Source organism: Chelativorans salis (genome assembly GCF_025336525.1).
Taxonomy (GTDB): domain Bacteria; phylum Pseudomonadota; class Alphaproteobacteria; order Rhizobiales; family Rhizobiaceae; genus Chelativorans; species Chelativorans salis.
The window spans coordinates 395,412-412,936 of sequence record NZ_JAOCZP010000005.1; the positions used below are offsets into that span (position 1 = coordinate 395,412).

At 61.5% G+C, this 17,525-nt stretch carries 19 protein-coding genes and 3 pseudogenes; 8 read left to right on the forward strand and 14 right to left on the reverse strand.

Annotation, left to right across the window (positions count from 1 at the left end):
* Positions 1 to 364 precede the first annotated feature (364 nt).
* Positions 365 to 601 carry a hypothetical protein gene (locus N5A92_RS18260; RefSeq protein WP_260905240.1) on the forward strand — a complete coding sequence of 79 codons (237 nt, stop codon included), beginning with the start codon at positions 365 to 367 and terminating at the stop codon, positions 599 to 601.
* 365 nt (positions 602 to 966) lie between these two features.
* Here the strand turns inward: N5A92_RS18260 and N5A92_RS18265 are convergent, their stop codons facing one another.
* Positions 967 to 2,991 carry a pyrroloquinoline quinone-dependent dehydrogenase gene (locus N5A92_RS18265; protein WP_260905242.1) on the reverse strand — a complete coding sequence of 675 codons (2,025 nt, stop codon included), beginning with the start codon at positions 2,989 to 2,991 and terminating at the stop codon, positions 967 to 969.
* A 282-nt stretch (positions 2,992 to 3,273) separates the two neighbouring features.
* Positions 3,274 to 4,110: a helix-turn-helix domain-containing protein gene (locus N5A92_RS18270; RefSeq protein ID WP_260905245.1), complete on the reverse strand. Its 837-nt coding sequence runs from the start codon at positions 4,108 to 4,110 to the stop codon at positions 3,274 to 3,276.
* A gap of 158 nt (positions 4,111 to 4,268) precedes the next feature.
* Between N5A92_RS18270 and N5A92_RS18275 the strand changes: the two genes are divergently transcribed.
* On the forward strand, positions 4,269 to 5,276 hold the full coding sequence (locus tag N5A92_RS18275; protein ID WP_425248603.1) for an MBL fold metallo-hydrolase: 1,008 nt from the start codon (positions 4,269 to 4,271) through the stop codon (positions 5,274 to 5,276).
* Positions 5,277 to 5,836: 560 nt separating this feature from the next.
* Positions 5,837 to 6,298, forward strand: coding sequence for a cold-shock protein (locus N5A92_RS27295; RefSeq protein ID WP_313958432.1), 462 nt, complete (start codon positions 5,837 to 5,839; stop codon positions 6,296 to 6,298).
* Positions 6,299 to 6,530: 232 nt separating this feature from the next.
* Here N5A92_RS27295 and N5A92_RS18290 read toward each other — a convergent pair whose 3' ends face one another.
* The gene (locus tag N5A92_RS18290) at positions 6,531 to 7,349 is read right to left on the reverse strand and encodes an LssY C-terminal domain-containing protein (protein WP_260905247.1); all 819 of its coding nucleotides are present in this window, start codon (positions 7,347 to 7,349) and stop codon (positions 6,531 to 6,533) included.
* 113 nt (positions 7,350 to 7,462) lie between these two features.
* The gene (locus tag N5A92_RS18295) at positions 7,463 to 8,212 is read right to left on the reverse strand and encodes an SDR family oxidoreductase (protein WP_260905248.1); all 750 of its coding nucleotides are present in this window, start codon (positions 8,210 to 8,212) and stop codon (positions 7,463 to 7,465) included.
* A 95-nt stretch (positions 8,213 to 8,307) separates the two neighbouring features.
* Here N5A92_RS18295 and N5A92_RS18300 point away from each other — a divergent pair, with 95 nt between their 5' ends.
* The gene (locus tag N5A92_RS18300) at positions 8,308 to 9,204 is read left to right on the forward strand and encodes an AraC family transcriptional regulator (RefSeq protein WP_260905250.1); all 897 of its coding nucleotides are present in this window, start codon (positions 8,308 to 8,310) and stop codon (positions 9,202 to 9,204) included.
* 360 nt (positions 9,205 to 9,564) lie between these two features.
* Positions 9,565 to 9,815, forward strand: a pseudogene (locus N5A92_RS18305) (phospholipase effector Tle1 domain-containing protein); the annotation flags it as partial.
* A gap of 139 nt (positions 9,816 to 9,954) precedes the next feature.
* On the opposite strand, the gene N5A92_RS18310 reads toward N5A92_RS18305, so the two are convergent.
* From N5A92_RS18310 to N5A92_RS18340, 6 genes are all read right to left on the reverse strand, one after another.
* The gene (locus N5A92_RS18310) at positions 9,955 to 10,350 is read right to left on the reverse strand and encodes a hypothetical protein (protein ID WP_260905252.1); all 396 of its coding nucleotides are present in this window, start codon (positions 10,348 to 10,350) and stop codon (positions 9,955 to 9,957) included.
* Between the two features lie 89 nt (positions 10,351 to 10,439).
* On the reverse strand, positions 10,440 to 11,135 hold the full coding sequence (gene merB / locus N5A92_RS18315) for an organomercurial lyase (RefSeq protein ID WP_260905253.1): 696 nt from the start codon (positions 11,133 to 11,135) through the stop codon (positions 10,440 to 10,442).
* A gap of 61 nt (positions 11,136 to 11,196) precedes the next feature.
* A complete protein-coding gene (locus N5A92_RS18320) occupies positions 11,197 to 11,457 on the reverse strand; it encodes a hypothetical protein (RefSeq protein WP_260905254.1) in 261 nt (86 codons plus the stop codon).
* Between the two features lie 8 nt (positions 11,458 to 11,465).
* The gene (gene merA / locus N5A92_RS18325; RefSeq protein ID WP_313958433.1) at positions 11,466 to 13,148 is read right to left on the reverse strand and encodes a mercury(II) reductase; all 1,683 of its coding nucleotides are present in this window, start codon (positions 13,146 to 13,148) and stop codon (positions 11,466 to 11,468) included.
* A 6-nt stretch (positions 13,149 to 13,154) separates the two neighbouring features.
* Positions 13,155 to 13,478, reverse strand: a complete 324-nt coding sequence (locus N5A92_RS27360; RefSeq protein WP_341850072.1) for a cation transporter — start codon at positions 13,476 to 13,478, stop codon at positions 13,155 to 13,157.
* Between the two features lie 29 nt (positions 13,479 to 13,507).
* The gene (locus N5A92_RS18340; RefSeq protein ID WP_260905257.1) at positions 13,508 to 13,918 is read right to left on the reverse strand and encodes a mercuric transporter MerT family protein; all 411 of its coding nucleotides are present in this window, start codon (positions 13,916 to 13,918) and stop codon (positions 13,508 to 13,510) included.
* Positions 13,919 to 13,995: 77 nt separating this feature from the next.
* Between N5A92_RS18340 and N5A92_RS18345 the strand changes: the two genes are divergently transcribed.
* Positions 13,996 to 14,409, forward strand: a complete 414-nt coding sequence (locus tag N5A92_RS18345; RefSeq protein ID WP_260905259.1) for a MerR family transcriptional regulator — start codon at positions 13,996 to 13,998, stop codon at positions 14,407 to 14,409.
* Between the two features lie 79 nt (positions 14,410 to 14,488).
* Here the strand turns inward: N5A92_RS18345 and istB are convergent.
* Positions 14,489 to 15,163: pseudogene (gene istB, locus N5A92_RS18350) on the reverse strand (IS21-like element helper ATPase IstB); the annotation flags it as partial.
* A gap of 421 nt (positions 15,164 to 15,584) precedes the next feature.
* Between istB and N5A92_RS18355 the strand changes: the two are divergent.
* Positions 15,585 to 15,821: an EF-hand domain-containing protein gene (locus tag N5A92_RS18355; protein ID WP_260905260.1), complete on the forward strand. Its 237-nt coding sequence runs from the start codon at positions 15,585 to 15,587 to the stop codon at positions 15,819 to 15,821.
* 198 nt (positions 15,822 to 16,019) lie between these two features.
* Here N5A92_RS18355 and N5A92_RS18360 read toward each other — a convergent pair whose 3' ends face one another.
* The gene (locus tag N5A92_RS18360; protein ID WP_260905261.1) at positions 16,020 to 16,208 is read right to left on the reverse strand and encodes a hypothetical protein; all 189 of its coding nucleotides are present in this window, start codon (positions 16,206 to 16,208) and stop codon (positions 16,020 to 16,022) included.
* Positions 16,209 to 16,288: 80 nt separating this feature from the next.
* Between N5A92_RS18360 and N5A92_RS18365 the strand changes: the two genes are divergently transcribed.
* A complete protein-coding gene (locus N5A92_RS18365; protein ID WP_260905264.1) occupies positions 16,289 to 16,474 on the forward strand; it encodes a hypothetical protein in 186 nt (61 codons plus the stop codon).
* 179 nt (positions 16,475 to 16,653) lie between these two features.
* On the opposite strand, the gene N5A92_RS18370 is transcribed toward N5A92_RS18365, so the two are convergent.
* Together N5A92_RS18370 and N5A92_RS18375 are read right to left on the reverse strand one after the other, a co-directional pair.
* The gene (locus tag N5A92_RS18370) at positions 16,654 to 16,785 is read right to left on the reverse strand and encodes a hypothetical protein (protein WP_260905283.1); all 132 of its coding nucleotides are present in this window, start codon (positions 16,783 to 16,785) and stop codon (positions 16,654 to 16,656) included.
* Between the two features lie 50 nt (positions 16,786 to 16,835).
* A pseudogene (locus N5A92_RS18375) lies at positions 16,836 to 16,958 on the reverse strand (metal-sensing transcriptional repressor); the annotation flags it as partial.
* Positions 16,959 to 17,525 lie beyond the last annotated feature (567 nt).

Below are 17,525 nucleotides of genomic sequence, written 5' to 3' on the forward strand. Positions count from 1 at the left end.
ATGCGGCGCCTAGGTCCAGCCCGCCTCTCCGAAGCGGCCCACTGGCACGCCGCGACATCGACATCCATCATGAAGACATTGCCGCACTCGTGGCTGGGCTCTTGTCCACGGCGCAAGCTGGCGAAAGACAGGGTGGTCAAAATCATACTGACGGCCTCCGGCGAGCCGCGAACTGTCTCGTTAAAAAGCTCCATTTCAAGGCTTTCCCTTGTTCACTGCTTTGGTCCCGCGCCACAACGACACTCCAGGGTTGTTGGCCCCACCGGCACCGAGCGGATGTCCTCTTTCGCCTCTCTGCTGTCGCATCTGGTGTAATCGCTCCTCCTCTCCGACCGGAAAGATCGCGTCGATCCGTTCCCGTTGGGTGTCCAGGTTCCAGGGTGACGGGCTCTGGTTCCTTTCCGGCGAACTGGGCGAAGGCGACCAGACGGTCCTGCCCGTCGCGGAGGCCGCTGACGGAGGCGCGATGCAGAAGGACTGCTCCGAGCCACATCGCGACATGCTCCTCTCCCTCGGCGTGCCCGGTCTCGCGAGCACACGGGACGTGCCAAATACAGCCTACGGTGTCGCAGTCGACCAGCAAACACCCGCCGTTCTGTAACTCGTCCAAGGACAAGAATGAGCTCGATCTGACAAGAACGGTCTCCTACGAGATGGAAGACGATGTGATAACCGCCGTTCAGATATCTCAGGTGACGACAAACTAAGAGCCAGTTGCCGCATACGTCCAACAGCGGCAGGTAGGCTTGTTCCGGCAAGCTGGCGGGCTTTTGCGTATCTGCTCAACGTCGCGAGTGGGTGGGACTTTGCCATTCGAACTGGCTGCCGGAACGGCTGGGTCGCGGACAGGAGTCGACTTTCCTGACGCTTCGCCGAAGCGGACGTTGGCACCACGGCCAAGCCGAGTTTTCGGATGTCTTGGATATGGCCATCTCGGCGAAGTGCAGCCAGCCATGCGGTGCCGCGTTATTCAGGCAAGGCGAATGCGACCAGTGTTTCGCCGATTTCAATACCCAAGGAGGGATGCCCGCCTGCGGCGATGACGACGTACTGTCGCCCGCCGACTGCATAGGTCATCGGGGTGGCTTGACCCCCGTTGGGCAGATCCCCAGCCCATAATTCCTCGCCGGTCCTGGCATCGAAGGCGCGCAACAGGTTGTCCATCGTCGCGCCGATGAAAACGAGGCCACCCGCGGTGACGAGCGGGCCTCCAAAATTCGGCGTTCCGAATGGAAACGCCATGCCGAAGGGCGCGAGTTCCTTCGTGTTACCGAGTGTTGTTTCCCATGCCATTTCACCCGCCTCTAAATCGACGGCCGCCAAGGCTCCCCAAGGTGGGCTGTTGCAAAGCATGTCAAGCGGAGAGGTTAAAAGTTCCCGCCTCATGCCGTAGGGAGCGCCCCGCATGGGCGAAATCTCCATATCAGGCTCAGCGGCCCTACGGCGTTCCACTTCCTCGGCGGGAAACAGCGTCACCAGGTTTATGGCGCGGCTGGTGTTTATGAAAATGCGGTTTGTATCCGGCTCGACGGCGACACCGCCCCAGTTTGCGCCACCGCCGCCGAACGGAACCAGCAGCGTGCCGCCGTCCGTGCTGGGCGGAGTGAATATGCCCTCGTTGCGGGAAGCCGAACGGATTGCCCGGCGGCACGCGATCTTGTCCCAGACCATCAGGCCGAAAGCGTCTTCCTCATTGACGCTGTGAGGGACGAGGATCGGTTGACCAATGGAGAAGGGCTGTGTCGGAGACGCCCATTCGCCGTCGACATCGCTTCGCGGCACCGGACGCTCTTCGACCGGTGTGAGCGGCTCACCTGTCTCGCGATCGAGGACGAAGAGAAACCCGGTCTTAGTCGCAAAGACCAGCGCGGCAACGGCGCGCCCGTCCCTTCGGAAAGTGATCAGGCTTGGCCCGGCAGGGACATCATAGTCCCAAAGGTCATGGTGGACGGTCTGGAAATGCCACACGACTTCGCCGGTGCTGCCCCGCAAGGCCACCATGCTGTTCGCATAGAGATTTGCGCCCCTGCGCTTCCCGCCATAGAAATCCGGGCTTGGGCTCGAGGTCGGCAAGAACACGAGGTCGCGCTCGGTGTCCACGGTGATGGAGCCCCAGACATTCGCCTGCCCCGTTGTTGCGGCGCTATCGCCTTCCCAGGTCGGGCTGGCGACCGGATCGAACCCGCGTGGAATGGGGTCGAACTGCCATTCTTCAACGCCCGTGCGCGCATTGAAAGCCCGCACCGTGCCCTCAGGGCCGAAGGTCCGCCCGTTATCCCCGCTCGCCGACCCCACTACAACGACGTCTCCCACGACCGCGGGTGCCGACGTGAATTGAAGCTCCCATTCCCGCAGTTCCGGTCGATCGAGACCCACCCGCACCTGCCCTTGCTCGCCGAAGCTGGCGCATGGGTCTCCGCTTGCGGCGTCCAGCGCGATAACGCGCCTGTCCGTCGTCGCCACAAAAAGCCGATCTCGGCAAGCGGCGTCCTCGTCGGCCTCGACATCTCTCCACTGCGCCAGCCCGCGGCAATTGAAGTCTTCGCCGGGCACTTCCTCGGGGAACCGCACATCAGGTTCGTAAGCCCAACGTTCGGCGCCAGTGGCGGGGTTGAGAGCGATCACGCGGCTGAAAGGGGTGCAGAAGACCAGATTGCCGACCGCGAGAATCGGTGTTGCCTGAAACCTGCCGTATTGAGCCCATCGACCGCGGCGCTGGAGCTCGCCCGTCCTGTAAGTCCAGGCGACTTCCAGATGACCGACATTTTCGGTCGTAATCTGTCGGATGCCGGAATGGCGCGTTTGGCCGGGATCACTGCCATAGGAACCCCACGAAAAGTCATCCGCCGCAAGCTGCACCTCAATTGGGGGGAGCGCACGCTGTTGTTGGGGCGGAACATAACGATTGAGCCAGACAAATCCGCCGAACGCCCCGGCTCCTGCGATAGCTAACACCGCAACGGCAACCAGGATTCTCGCAACTGTTCTCATAGGTATTCTCGCTCACGCACTATTGGATAGGCGAATTGGCGCGCATATCCATGAACGCGAAGCTCCGCGACAAGAAGCGCGTCGACGTCCTGCTCGGCGCGGCTGCTCGGGGACAGAAGCATTTTACTGCGTTCTAAGCCTCTCTTTGCTTGATGCTAAGCAGCGCCTTAAGCTGATTTCCGAGCGCACATAGCCTCTTGGAGAAGGGTGTGTGGGATGGCCAAGCGTACCGCGCTCTAGCGTGCTCAACTCGACACGATCATAGAACCAAGGATGCAGAAGCTACAATGCCAATACTGGGAGGTTGGCCCCTTCTTCATGGTACGCAGTGTTCCTGAGGCCGAGAAGACTGACTGATGGCGGTGCACCGAAAGTCCGACGGAAATCATTGGTGAAATGGGCTTGGTCCGCAAAGCCCGCTGCATGGGCGGCTGTTGTAAAATTGCTTCCGTTCGCAATCTCGCTTATGGCTACGCGCATTCGGTTCCAAGCCCGGTAGCGACGGAAAGGCACGCCCACCTCCCGAGTGAACATTCGCTGAAACTGGGACGCGGATAAACCCGCGTTCCTTGCCAGCTTCATCACGGGCGTCAGCTCGTCTGAGTGCATTCGCAGGTAATCAGCGGCCGCAGAAACACGCGGATCCATGCGCTTGGCGGCTCGCAGTTTGGAATAGGCGAGTAGGTCGTCTAGTGCTTGGCCGGCCCATCTTGCGCTGGCACTGTCCTCCCACAGCTCACGCATGATGGAGAACTCGCCGCTACGGCCAACAAGGACGCCGTCCACTTCCCAACTATCGCCGGATAGTGGCACGAGCGCGTCGACACCACCGACACTTGGCTCAACATAAAAGACCGCCAATGGATAACCGGCGAGATCAAGTTCGTGAAGCACTCCGGCGGGAATGACGGCTGTGCGGCACCAATGCCAACGACCCCCGTGGATTCGCAACCCGAATTTGCTGTACATTCCGGCCAGGTAAACGGGCGCCCCATGCTGATGAAGCCTATTGTATTCAAGCGGCCCTACGAAAAAGGTGCGCATTTCGTCCACATGCCAAAAGGGGCGGAGCGCTGGACTTACGGCAGCACGTTCGTACAAGCCATCTGGAGCAGGCACAGCTAACCTCCCTTTGCTTGCGACCGCCGGGCCCTCATCCCGGTCGCAGCACGCAGTGTAAGCGAACCGTGCAGAAATAGAATGGCAGCACGGTCAGGCACTTTGCCAGCAAGTGGAACCGCACTAGCAGGGATCAGTGGCTACGGAGGATACCGCACATGCTTCTACCTCGCTCGACCTTATCTCGACGAAAAGTTATCGCCTCGGCTGCTACGTTGACAGCAGCTCCGGCGATATTCGGTCTGTTCGCGTCGGCAGCACATGGCGCCGCAATGCCGCTTGGTCCGTCAATGCCCACCCACTATCGGTTCAAACTCGGCGAGTTCGAAGTAACCAATATTCTCGATGCCGGCGCAGTGATCGATGGACCCTGGCCGATCGTAGGGCAAGATCGACCGCAGGCGGAAATCGAAGAGCTGATGCGCCAGAGCCTGCTTCCCGAAAGTAAGTTCCAGCCCGGCTTCACTCCCACGATCGTGAACACCGGCAAACGGCTCATTCTTTTTGATACCGGTAACGGTGCGGATGGCTTCGTCCCGCGGCCGCATGGCGGCTGGCTTGCGAACCTGCTGGACTCAGCCGGGTTTGCCGCCGAGCAGATCGACCTCGTGGTCCTGACCCATGCGCACCCCGATCATATTGGTGGCTTGATGGAGGGGGGAGAACCGCTGTTTCCCAATGCTCGATATGTAATTGGAGATGCGGAGTTCGATTTTTGGTCGTCCGAGGATCGTCTCGCTGCAGCTCCCGACGACAACGAACATATGTCGGCCAGACTCTTCGCGACGAACGTTGCTCCTTTGGCCGAACGTATAAGCTTTATCAAACCAGGTGACGAGGTTGCCCCCGGCATTCACGCCGTTGAAGCCTACGGACACACCCCAGGACACTTAGCCTTCCACATTGAAAGCCAGGGCAAGCAGCTGTTCGTGTGGGGTGATTGCGCACATCACGAGGTAGCATCGCTAGCGCACCCCGAGTGGCATGCCTTCTTTGATATGGATAAAGCGAAGGGTGCGGAAACCAGACGGCGCATTTACGATATGGTTGCGACTGACCGGCTTCCCGTCGCTGGCTACCACACGTCGTTCCCTTCCCTTGGGTTTGTCGAGAAAAAGGATGGAGGCTACCGCTGGCTGCCGATTTCCTATCAGCTCAATTTATAGATCTTACTCGATCCCGTACCGCAGGTTCATACTGTGAAAGTCCTTCATAGTTCTCCTTCGGCCACAATTAGCAAAGAGGAGAACGAAAGGTCGAATGGGGCCGGAAGGGGACTGGCAGCTTCCGGTGTCCGGAACGGGGATAGCGGACGTTCGAGCCGCCTTGTGCAGCCTCAATAATCCCCGCCGCATCGCAACCCGCTAGGACGGGCTGGCCGGTGTACCTGGCCAAGCCAGGCGGAAGGTTCCCGGCATCGTCTTGCAAGAGACGCCTGCCGGCTGTTCGGCGTTGTCCACGGTCGGCGAGATTTCGGTGAGAAGGAACTCACTTTCGTTTTTCGAAGATTGACATATTTTCATTGAAGGATGATCGCGCTGCCGCTAGACGTCCCGAAAAATGAGCACTTGCGCAGATGGCCAGACACCGTAGTGACAAGAGGGGTTCCCAAAGGGGCGAATGGGGCGATGAAGGCCCCGGCGATTTCCAGGAGCCCAGCTTCTTCAGCCGCCGGCCGGAACCGGTTCGGTCGGTAACAGCCCAGCCCGATCCTGTTGAAGCTGACGTGCTTTGGTTCAACGCTTCGAAGGGATTTGGTTTTGTTCAGCCGCTGGGCGGCGATAAGGCCTTCCTTCACGTCAAGCAGTTGGCAGCTGCCGGTCTCAGCGACATCGCTGAAGGCGCTCGACTTCGCGTCGTCATCGAACCCGGCCCGAAAGGGTTGAACGTCACCAGGGTTATGGAAGTACTGTCGACGCCTTCCGCCCCAGCCGGACGACAGGAACGACACCGGGCTTCAGCCAGCCATGATGCCACGGAAGACGAGGCTTCTGGCACGGTCAAATGGTACAATGCCGTGAAGGGGTTTGGCTTCATCAGACGCTTCGACGGGGGTCCCGACATCTTCGTTCATGCAACGGCGCTGAGCCGATCGGGCATCACCACCCTGGAAGAAGGCCAGGCAGTGACTGTCCGTTATGTCGAAGGGAAGAAGGGGCCGGAGGCGAGGGCGCTAGACCTGACCTAATTGCTGCTGACCTCATCAACCGTGCGGTCGGCCCCGTTGGGCACATATCCATCTTGAAGCTTCCACGGAGGTTGCATGATTAGCGCATGACGGCCGTTCCGCATCCCAGCCTCAGGCTCCAAGAGCTATTCACGGCTTGTCCAAGCTGGGCCGGAAGTGGTCCGTCGGCTTTCGTGATGGTGCTGCCGACAAGCGGCCGTTCCGCCGACGGGACGAAGCAACTGGGTTGTTCCTATGGCGACTCGCGAGGAACGAGCCGGGCGTGGAAGATGCGGCCATCGGTTATGAAGTGGGTTCCCACCGGTTCGCCTGCTTCGATATAGCGTTCCTCCGCGATGCAGCCGGAGCCATGAAGCGTGGCCACGATATGCTCGCGCTCGGAATCTGCATCGCGGTCCACCCTATGCGAAATCTGCCACGTCATGGATTGCAGGCCGAAGCCGGTATCGGTCGTGCCAGCGCCGACCCAGATATGTGATTGCGACGGATCGATGCGCAGTCTCCGCGTCCAGTATGCAAGATCGCTGACTCCGAATTCAGGGTCGATGTTTGCCGCCCAGAAGCGGATGTGATGCCTCTTCCTCGGGCTGTCGCCGACGTCTTCTTGGAAGCCGATGTCCTGCCTGCGGCCGAACAGATAGAGCGCGCTGAACGGGGCGGTAGGATAGGAACGATCGAGAATGAAGCTGACCACCATTCTCGCGGCAGAGCGAATTGTCAGTGTATCCGCAACGTGCCAGCCTGCCGCCGCAAATGCTGAGCGAAGCTGCTCCTGCGAGCCGACCAGGACGACATTGACGGGATCTGCGGGAAGGCCATCCGCTGCGCGCGTGACTCTCGGGATACGGTTGCGGCGGAGAACTGCCACGCTCGCATGAATGACCGGCGGCAGGACCACATAGGCAGCGAGGGCGTAGGTAAGCAGCAATGCAGCAAAGACAGGGACCCGCTGGTCAATTCGTTCGAAGATCTGGGTGACGATGAACCATAGCGTCACTGAGGCGATCAGGAAGATGAGGACGCGTTGTATCCATCGGGCGAGGCGGGTCATGGGCACATCATAAGCGTCAAAGCCTCGCCAGCGGTAGCCGGCGGGGCACCCACGTCGGCGCCCGCCGCCTTGCTGTCACTGGCGTCGGACAGGAGCCCGCAGCATTCCTGCCGTCATGCAGCAAGGGCCATCGCATCGGCGCCTGCAGCCTGGCGCAAGGGGCAGTCCGGTTCGGTCACTGCCCGCCAAATGGCTGCAACGACCTCCTCCGGCTCGGTGACCTTTGCGTCCGCTGCCGCTGTGTGGGCGGCAAAGACCTGTTTGGCAATGGGGTCATAGGCTTCGGGAATGCCTCCCGCCTCTGCCATCTTGCCGCGTGCGTTAGCCCCGAAACGGGTCCCCGGGGCCTGGCCGGGCAGGACCAGCCGCGTGCGGATGCCGAAGGGCTCGAGCTCCAGCGCGAGGCATTCGGTGAAGGCATTCACAGCAGCCTTGCTGGCCGTATAGATCGGCAGCAGCGGCAGCGCCTTCAGCGTCGTGCTGGAGGAAACATTGACGATCGCCCCCGCTCCGCGCGCCCGGAACTGAGGTAGCACGGCGCGGGTCATCTCGAACGTGCCGAAAGTGTTGGTCTCGAAAACTTCGCGGATCGTCTCTTCCGGCGTGCCTTCCAGTGGACCCATCCAGCCGATGCCCGCATTGTTTACGAGGGCGTCGATCGGACCTGCCGCCTCGACCACGCGGCTGATCGCATCGCGCTCGGTCACGTCGAGTTGCAGGATGCGCAGCCGATCGGAGGCGGGCAAGACATCTTCGCGCGGGCTGCGCATCGTGGCGACGACCGACCAGCCCTGGTCGATGAAATGGCGCGCGGTCTCCAGCCCGAAGCCAGAGGAACATCCGGTGATCATCACGGTATTCATGATCGTGTCTCCTTTCTTGAATGCCTAAGGATATCGACCTTGCGGCGCGAACTTTCTATAATCAAATGTCCACAGTTGTTTATCGAAAGTCCGAAATGTCAGATCCACTCTCCGAAGTGATTGCCCTTTTGCGTCCGCGCGCGCCCTTTTCGAAGCTGGTGGACGCTTCCGGCGCCTGGCGCGTGCGGCGGACCGAGGTGGGACAGGTCTACTACTGCCTGCTTCTTGCCGGCCGGGCGCGTCTCGAAGTGGACGGCAAGCCGCCGATGGACCTTTGCCAAGGCGATTTCGTGCTGGTGCCAGCGGTGCAGGGGTTTTCCATGTCGAGTGCCGATCCCGTGCCGCCGCCTGGGTTGGAAAGCCATCCCTTGATCCGTCCGGACGGATCAGTGCGGATCGGGCCGGAGGATGCGCCTGTCGAGGTGCAGCAGCTCATCGGTTATTGTAGCTTCGGCGCTCCGGATGCAGAGCTGCTGGTGCCGCTGCTTCCCGATATGGCCGTGGCGCGGGGCGAGCAGCGTCTTGGCGATCTGGCGCGGCTGGTGCGCGACGAGGCATTGGCGGATCGTCCGGCCCGCGATGTGGTTCTGGAACATCTGCTGCAGGTGCTGCTTATCGAGGCTCTGCGTTGTTCGTCGGAGACGGGCGCGACGCCGGGCCTGCTGCGCGGCCTGGCGGACGACCGGTTGCGCGGCCCGCTGCGCGCCATCCACGCCGCGCCGGACCGTGCATGGAGCGTCGCCGAGCTGGCGCGCGAGGCGGGGCTGTCCCGTTCAGCCTTCTTCACGCGGTTCAACCGGGTGGTGGGCATGGCGCCGATGGAATACCTGCAAAGCTGGCGGATGACGCTCGCCAAGCACATGCTTAGATCGCGGCAGCACAGCATCGCAGAGATCGCGGCAAAGATCGGATATGGCTCGACGAGTGCCTTCAGCTCGGCCTTCTCGCGGCGCATGGGGGCGCCGCCAGCGCAGTACGCCCGCGGTGCATGAAGCTGCGAAATCAGGTGTTTTTAGCTGTGCCAGTTCGGGCCGGATGCCGACTGTCCGGTGGCAGGCAAGGATCTTGGTAAGCGGACATCCGTTCATCGGCTTCTATCCGGCGGCGCCCTCGGCCTTGCCCCAAGCTATCAGTGAGCTTCCATCCCTGTCCCTGAACGGGTCCGACCAAGACCGCTGAATGGGACTTACGCACCGCCAGAGAACTCCGCACGCCGCCGGCAGCAAGTGCTCATGCGTATCGGGTATACTGGGCGCCACTTCTAGGGGAGACGGGCATGGGCAAGAACATCGTTATCTTCCGATGGAACTGGGCAGCGTAGCGGCCTTTTCCTCGATGAGAACCGTAGCAACATCTACAAACTCTACCGGGCGACGCGGTGCGGACCTGACAAGGAAGTCGACCCGGTCGAGCAGTTGACCTTCTATGATCCGGGCATCGGCACCAGCTCGATCAGCGAGAACTTCTTTCTCCGACTGTACCGCCGCGTCTACAACGTTGTCAGTCAGGCCACCGGTCTCGGCCTCACCAGCAATGTCATCGACTGTCATGCGGCGATCATCCGCATGTGGCGCCGGGCGATCGTATCTTCCTTTTTGGATTCAGCCGGGATGCCTACACTGTCCGGTGCTTGGGTGGCGTACTGGCTTTTTGCGGCGCCCCGACGCAGATGCCGGATGGCAGCCCAGTGCGCCGTCATCAGAAAACTTCGAAGGCGATCCGGGAGAGCCGCCTAAGCGGAATCATCGCTGCGAATATCGTCCCCAAACCAATTCAGGCAGGAAGGAAAGTACCACAAGCCCAAAGGTGGTCCATAGGGTCAGGCTCAGTCCGTTCGGGCCGAGCGGAACCAGGCCCCAACCGAGGAGGGCAACGACGATCGCCCCGGCCAGCAAGACTGGCCCAGAGAGGTAGCAGTGCCGGCGGTGGCAGCGCCGGGCATTGAGCACGCAGCCAAGCCCCATCCACGCAAGCGCCGCGGCCCAAACCAGCGCCGCCGCCGGCCGCGAAAGCGGCAAGAAATCGGTCAGCACGCCGGCGGCAATCGGGATCACCCACCAGATCGCGATGCTGATCGGGCTTCGCGCCCAGTCCATGGCTGACGACTTCGGCAGCCGTTCGGTTTTGGCCGTGTTCATGGTTATCCTCCGTCACCTCAATGAGGCCGCCAGCTCAATCATTGGCATGCTCTCGTCTCGGCGATGACCGATCCGGATGGCGCTGGCAGCTACGCCGTCGCTTTTCGGTGCTCAGTAAGCTCGGCCTGGAACAGATGCGCATTGGAGCGCTTGCCGAAATCGAAGGCCACGTCGAGCGAGAGCAGGATGGTTGCAGGCTCCGTGTGCTTCGCCTGCCAGCGCTCGCCGGAGGCGCGCGAGACGAAGAAGTAGATGTGGTGGCAGGCCGTTGCAATGATACGCGCCGCGGATGATTGATCCCACGTGTCGGGACGTCCCATGGACACAACGATGTCGGCCGGCTCCGTGGAGATGATTCGCTCGGGCGACACGGTGAGACGGATCAGTTCGTTCGATTCGGGATCGCGCGACTCGATCTCGGCGGTCTCGCCGAGGAGTTCCGGGATGAACAGGCTGTCATACGCACACCATGTCCAAAGCCTTTGTCCCTTCACTGTGATCTGGTGGTGCGTCGGCGCTACCGAGAGCCCCCAGAATCCGATGATCCGATCCCTTTCGTCCGTGTAGATGAAGGGACACAGCGCGGAGTCTTTCATGAGGGCTTCCGCCGCGCCGAAGGTCGTGCCGAGCGCCTGCGCCAGCCGAGAGCAGGTTACGGCTTCGCCTTTCGCCAGTTCTCGGAGGAGAACAATGCCGGCGTGCTGTTCGGTGAGCGAGAACACTGGCAGCCACTGCACTGCCAGATCCCACAAATCGTCATGAACCGTTTTATCGCTGCGTGTCATGGTGACATATCTCCTTTCCGAACCTCCCTTTTTTGACATCTGCCATCGTTTCGACGACGGCTTATTCAGGCTGGCCATGCAGGGAGTGACCGGCGCGGGGGTTGCCGGCTTCGTTCTCATTCATGCGCGCATTCCGGCGGCACAGATAGACCCCGGCGATGGGCAGGACGATGACGGCAAGCCAGAAGTAGCCGCCGCCGGCAAGCCAGTTGGCGAGGCCGGCAAACCTGATCGCCCCGGTGGCGGCAGCCACCAGCGCGCCGCAACAGATGATCTTTGCTGCTAGCAGCCCTGCAAGACCATAGCCGTGCGGGGGTTCCATTTTTCCTCCTATCCGGCGCAGCAGGACAGCTTCGCCACGTCCTTGCCAAAGCCCTGCGCGGCAAGTTTCAGCCCTTCGACCGTGGTGAGGTAGGGAAAGATCGTCTCGCCTAACGCCCTTGTCGTCATGCCGTGCTTGATGGCCAGCACCACCGTCTGGATGCTGTCGGCGCCCACGGGCGCCAGGATCTGCCCGCCAAGCAGACGATCGGTGCTGGCATCGGCGACCAGCTTGATGAGCCCGCGCGTGTCGCGGGCGGCCAGCGCCCGCGGCACCTGGTCGAGCGGAACGATAGAGGTCTTGGTCTCGAAGCCGGCGGCTTGCGCGGCCTGCTCGCTCAGCCCGACGCCGGCGACCTGCGGATCGGTGAACGTCACCCATGGCATGGCCGTGTTGTCATAGACCAGGCTGTCGCCGTTCAGTGCGTTTTGCGCCGCGAGCTTGGCGCCGTAGGCCGCCATGTAGACGAACTGGTCACCGCCGGTCACGTCGCCAGCAGCATAGACACCGGACTTCGAGGTGCGCATCCGCTCATCAACAACGATGCCGCCATTCTCGGACAACCTCACGCCCGCCTCCGCAAGCCCCAGACTATTGGTGTTCGGAGACCGGCCAGTGGTCAGAAGAACTTGCTCGGCGGGAATCACTTCCTCCGCCCCGTCGATGGCAATCGTCAGTTCGACACCGCGATCCGTCTGCGCGATCCTGCGATAGGCAAGGCCGGTGCAGACGGTGATGCCCTCGTCGCAGAGATAGCCGGTCAGGGCTTGCGCGATTTCCGGCTCGGTCTCCGGCAGCAGGCGGCGACGGGTGACGAGCGTCACCTCCACCCCCGCGCGGGCAAACATCTGCGCCAGCTCGCAGCCGATATAGCCGCCGCCGATCACCAGCAGTGAACGCGGCAATTCGGGTAATTCGAGCGCGGTCGTGCTGGTGAGGTAAGAAATGTTCGCCACGCCGGGAATATCCGGCAAGGCCGGCGAAGCGCCGGTCGTGATGATAATCTTGTCGGCCGGGATCGCGGCACCGTTCACCAATATGCCCTGCCCGTTCAGGCGCGCAGGACCCTCCAGATAGGCAATCCCGTTATACTCGGGCAGCAGGTCGACATACTTCTTCTGCCGCAGGGTTGCGACCAGATCATCCTTGGCTCCGATCAGTTGGGCCCAGTCAACGACGTTAGCTTCGCCGGCAAGGCCGGGAAAACGATGCACGGCGCGCGCGCCATGCAGCGCCTCGGCGGCGCGGATCATCGTCTTTGATGGCACGCAGCCGACATTGACACAGGTGCCGCCGATCGTGCCGTGGCCGATGAGCACGACCTGCGCGCCCTGCTCGGCGGCCGTGATCGCGGCGGAAAAGCCGGCGGAGCCGGCGCCGATCACCGCCAGATCGTAACGGCCACTGCGCGTTCCATTCGTGACGCAGCGATCTGACATTTCACAGCCCCTTTCGTCATTCGTTCGTGTTTCGGCCGCGCCGTAGGCCGCTGCGCGCTGGCGACGCCATACGCCGTAGGCGGTGATGCCTAGGAACAGCGCCAAGGCCGGGAACAGCACATGGTCGATCCGGCCGAGCCACGCGGACAGGCCCACGGCGCCAAGACCGATTACCAAAACGGGGGTAAAGCAGCAGATGGCGGCGATGACCGAGCCTATGATACCGGTCTTGAGGATTGTCCTATCCTTCATTGCGTCTCAACCGCCGGTGTTGAGGGCGAGCCTGGAGGGGTATCCGGCGTTCGTGGTAGCGCTGATGAGGGCGTCTACATTGGTGATATCGTCGTCAAAGACGACGGTGGCGCTTACCGGCGGGGACATGCTGTAGTTCTCCACGACATCCACGCTTGCAACGCCCGGCACCCGCTGCAGCACAGAACGCACGATCGGGGCGCACAAAGCGCATGACGCGTTTTCCACGCCCAAAGTGACAGTTCTTTCCACAGCATACCCAGCAACGGGCGAGAGCAGTGCGAGGGACGCGACAGTGATGGCCACGCAGCGAACGAACGAAATCCTCATGTCTTCTTCTCCTTCCCAAATGGCGCTGATCAGAGGAAGTAGACTGCGAGACGGGGAAACGCATAGGCAAAGATGACGAGGACCGTAGCAAGCCAAAGGCCGATCCTTGCGATCCGGGTTGACCTCGGGCTGGCGCAGTAGCCGCCTTCGGTGCAGGCTTTCCTTGCCTTCCAATAGACCGCGTAATAGCCGTAGGCGAGGAAAGCCGCCGTCATCGCGATGAAGTAGGGCTGGTAAGGTTCCAACGCCGTCAGATTGCCGATCCAGGCGCCGCTGACGCCAAGCATGAAAAGCGCAAAAGGCAACACGCAGCAGCTCGATGCTGCAATCGCTCCGAGAATTCCTCCGACAGCGGCCAACTTGGATCCCCTGACGGCACTTTCGCCACCGTCGATCCCGCGCGCAGAACCCAGGGAGGCGTCGTGGGCATCATTCATCATCCAAACCTCATGACAGTCGCCAATCCGCATGGTACATAACGCCTGTACCAACTACAGGCTCAAGACGGAATTGCGCCATGGCAAAACACACTTCCGTGAAGGGGTTGCAGCGCAGCGCGCTATCTAAGCGAACCGGCTGCCACCTCGAGACCATTCGTTACTACGAGAACATCGGCCTCATGCCCGAGCCACCGCGCAGTCCCAAGGGGTATCGTCTATATGACGAGAGCCATGTTCGGCGCCTGCGCTTCATCCTGCGCAGCCGGGAGCTTGGCTTTGGCATCGATGAGATTCGCAGTTTGCTGGACCTCGTCGACCGCAAGTGTCAGACCTGTGCGGAGGTCCGGGAACGGACAAAACCGCATTTGGCCGAAATCAGGGCCAAGATCGCCGATCTTCGGCGCATCGAGCGGCTCCTGGCCCGGACCATGGCGCAATGCTCGGGCGAGGACGTGCCGGAATGCCCGATCCTTGATGCGCTCGCCGCCTGAGTGTCAATGGGCACCGAAGTTTCCCCGATTGTGGGCATTCAATTTTCCCTAGTTCGGCGTGTTCGGGTGTCGTCGGTGATCAGCCGTTTTCGTGATCGCTGGCTTTCCTTGCTGGCGGCCTTCCGCGGCGTTTTGGTGCCGGCGGCGGTGTGTTGAGAGCTTTTGACCGAACGTGCTCGGGGACGAGGTCGGCATGCTGCCTGAGGCGGTAGCTGGCGCCCTCGATCTGGATGACGACGGCGTGGTGGAGCAGCCGGTCGAGCAGCGCGGTGGCGACGGCGGGATCGCCGAACACCTCGCCCCATTCGGCGAAGCCGCGGTTGGAGGTGACCATCATGGCGCCCTTTTCGTAGCGGGCGTTGACGAGCTGGAAGAACAGGTTGCCGCCGCCGGGGGTGATCGGCAGGTAGCCGATCTCATCGACGACGAGGAGCTGCGGCCGTCGCAGATAGCGGATGCGTTCCCTGAGCTTTCCTTCCCGCTCGGCCTCAGCCAGCGAGGCGACGATGTCAGCCAGGGTGGAGAAGTGTACGCTCCGACCGGCCTTGACTGCCTCGATGGCGAGCGCTGAGGCCAGGTGGGTCTTGCCGGTGCCGGGTGGGCCGAGCAGGTGGACCACCTCGGCACGCTCGATGAAGGTCAATTCGGCGAGCGCCAGAATGCGCTGTCGGTCGAGCGACGGCTGGAAGGCGAAGTCGAAGCCGGCCAGGGTCTTGATGGTGGTGAGTCGTGCCAGGGTGAGCGCCGTCTTGATGCAAAGCCCGAGGTGAAGGTTCTGCTCGCCGGCGCCGTCGAACGCGTCGCCGACACGGCCGGAGACCTCTGCGCGGAAGGACCTCATCTCGCAAAGCCCTATGACCACAAACTCATCCTAGATCACATCAACCGGCTGCGTGGTGGCTAAGCAGGGGAGACCGCCGCCCCTCCATCGCGCACGCTCCCCCTTCACGATGCCGCCTCACCTCCCGGCTCACTGCGCGCGCCAATCACCCACATTTCCCGGGACACTTTTCGTAATATCTCGTGTTGGTTCCGAATGTGATTCCATGCCTCGGGGTCGCCACTTCACGGGCCAATCACCGCCACGTTGCGCATCAAGTCTCCTGACCGCGGTCCGGTTGGATCGCCGGCCCCACAAATGAGGGGCCGCACTGAAGCAAAGATGGAGTGTCCACATGCCCAAGACCATCCTCCCGTTGGCTGCAGCCACCGCTCTGGCGTTGACCTCGTTGGCCCATGCTCAGGCGCCCGATTTTGCGACCGTCGATGCCGATGCAAGCGGTGAAGTCTCAATGGAAGAGGTGTCTGCGGCCGGGGTGACGATCACGGAAGAGCAGTTCGCAACCGCAGATGCCGATGCGAGCGGCGGCCTCAGCGAGGCGGAATTGTCTGCCGTGGTTACCGCCAACTGATCCTGGCTCATGCCTTTGCGGGTTGCCCGTTCTGGGCAGCCCGCTTCCAATCACGCCCGTAATTGACGCTTTCGCGGTGTTGCTCTCACGGACGCTTCATGCGGTCCCTGTCGGGTTCGCCCGAAGCGATCGACTCCTGACCGATATGTTTGGAGCCGATCTGACTTGCTGCGTCGAACCGCCCGGATATGACGTCATCTACAGAATGCTTTCGCGGTGACTGTCGCACCGGGAGCGCAAGCTGAGCGGATCGCGGTCGCCGCCGAAGACCATCATCAGGTCCGACTTACGATAGAAACGCGTGTTGAGCGCGCTGGTAAGGCGATGCTTGCGGTCGAGGAGCGGTTCGAGGCTTTGTGGAGCGATCTTGCCAACCGGACCAATCATATCATCCGTTCGCTCGGAGATCGCCGCTCCCGAAGCAGAATGCCGAGCGGGTCGGCAACGCATCGAAGATGCTCCAGGCCATGAATAAACGATACAATAAGCGGCTGGAAGACGAAGACCTATGGGAGGTCTATGACATGAAAACCGGCCGCACGGTCATCATGTGCGGGTTTCCTCTCGATGGCCTTGGTGAGCATGCGGCCGAGGAATACGTGCGCCTGCTCGAGGCCGGCGAACTCGTGCCGGACGCGTCGGACGGATCGTAAACCCGATTCTGATCAGCACTCCCAATACTGAATGTCGGCCGCTTGCCATGCTCCTGGAGGCGTTCAAAGATGGATATGGACCGGACAACCGGGCGGATTCCTGACAGATAGTCCAATTTCCTGCGGCCGGCTCGAAAGCACCGGCCGCTTTTCTTGCTGCGCCCGCGAGCGGGCTGCGTTCACAACGGGCGGACCTGCTGGCACAAATCGAGCCAGGCACCCGTAACATTTCCTTCCACCACGATGCTCTGGCACTCTTCTAAGAGCATCACCTGTTGCTCGCGCGTCAGCAGGTCGAACTGCGCGCGCAATTCCGCATCCGGAAGCAATGTGCCTTGCGCCTCATCGGCGAAGAAACCCCCTGGGCGATATCGAGGCAGGGTTTCCCACTTTCTATCATAGCGACGACGCTGCGCAGGTGACCCTCAGCGCGCTTCAGGCGCTTGACGATCTCGGGATGGGAAGCGTGGCGGTGGTCGATCATGACAGAACTGCTATCCCCCAGGTGGGGATCAACCGGGAATAGCGATCTGCTGCCTCAAGCTAGCCTTAGCCACCATCAAGCCACGGTCGATCGAACCACCATTCCCTTCCACGAGCTTTGGCCGAGGCACCGCCATCGCCTTCTTTTGACCGGTATGTCTGCTCTTGGCGCGGCCCCCTCTGGACTTCCGAAACGGGTCATGGGCGTGAATTCGGCAGGGTTGAACGAATCTCTGCAAGGGGTCGCGATTTCACATTCGGGTAGGCAGCAATTGATGGGGCAGTACGATGACGACCGCCGACGAGTTCCACACTGCGATCTTGTGCCACTTTCACCCGATATCAGGTCTGCAACTCCGCGCCAGGAGCAGTCGTCTCTGAGCCAAGCGCCGAATGACGTGTTCGGGGCCTTCTGCCGACGGTCGGCTATCGGGTGGGATTTTGCAGAAGCTGCCGTTCCGCAGACGACCCAGGCTGTGTAAAAACGCCGAACATGATACCCTTTCGACATGGTCGAGGGGGTGTCATGAAGCGGTATATCGAGGGTGTCGACAGGAGCCAGGGTACA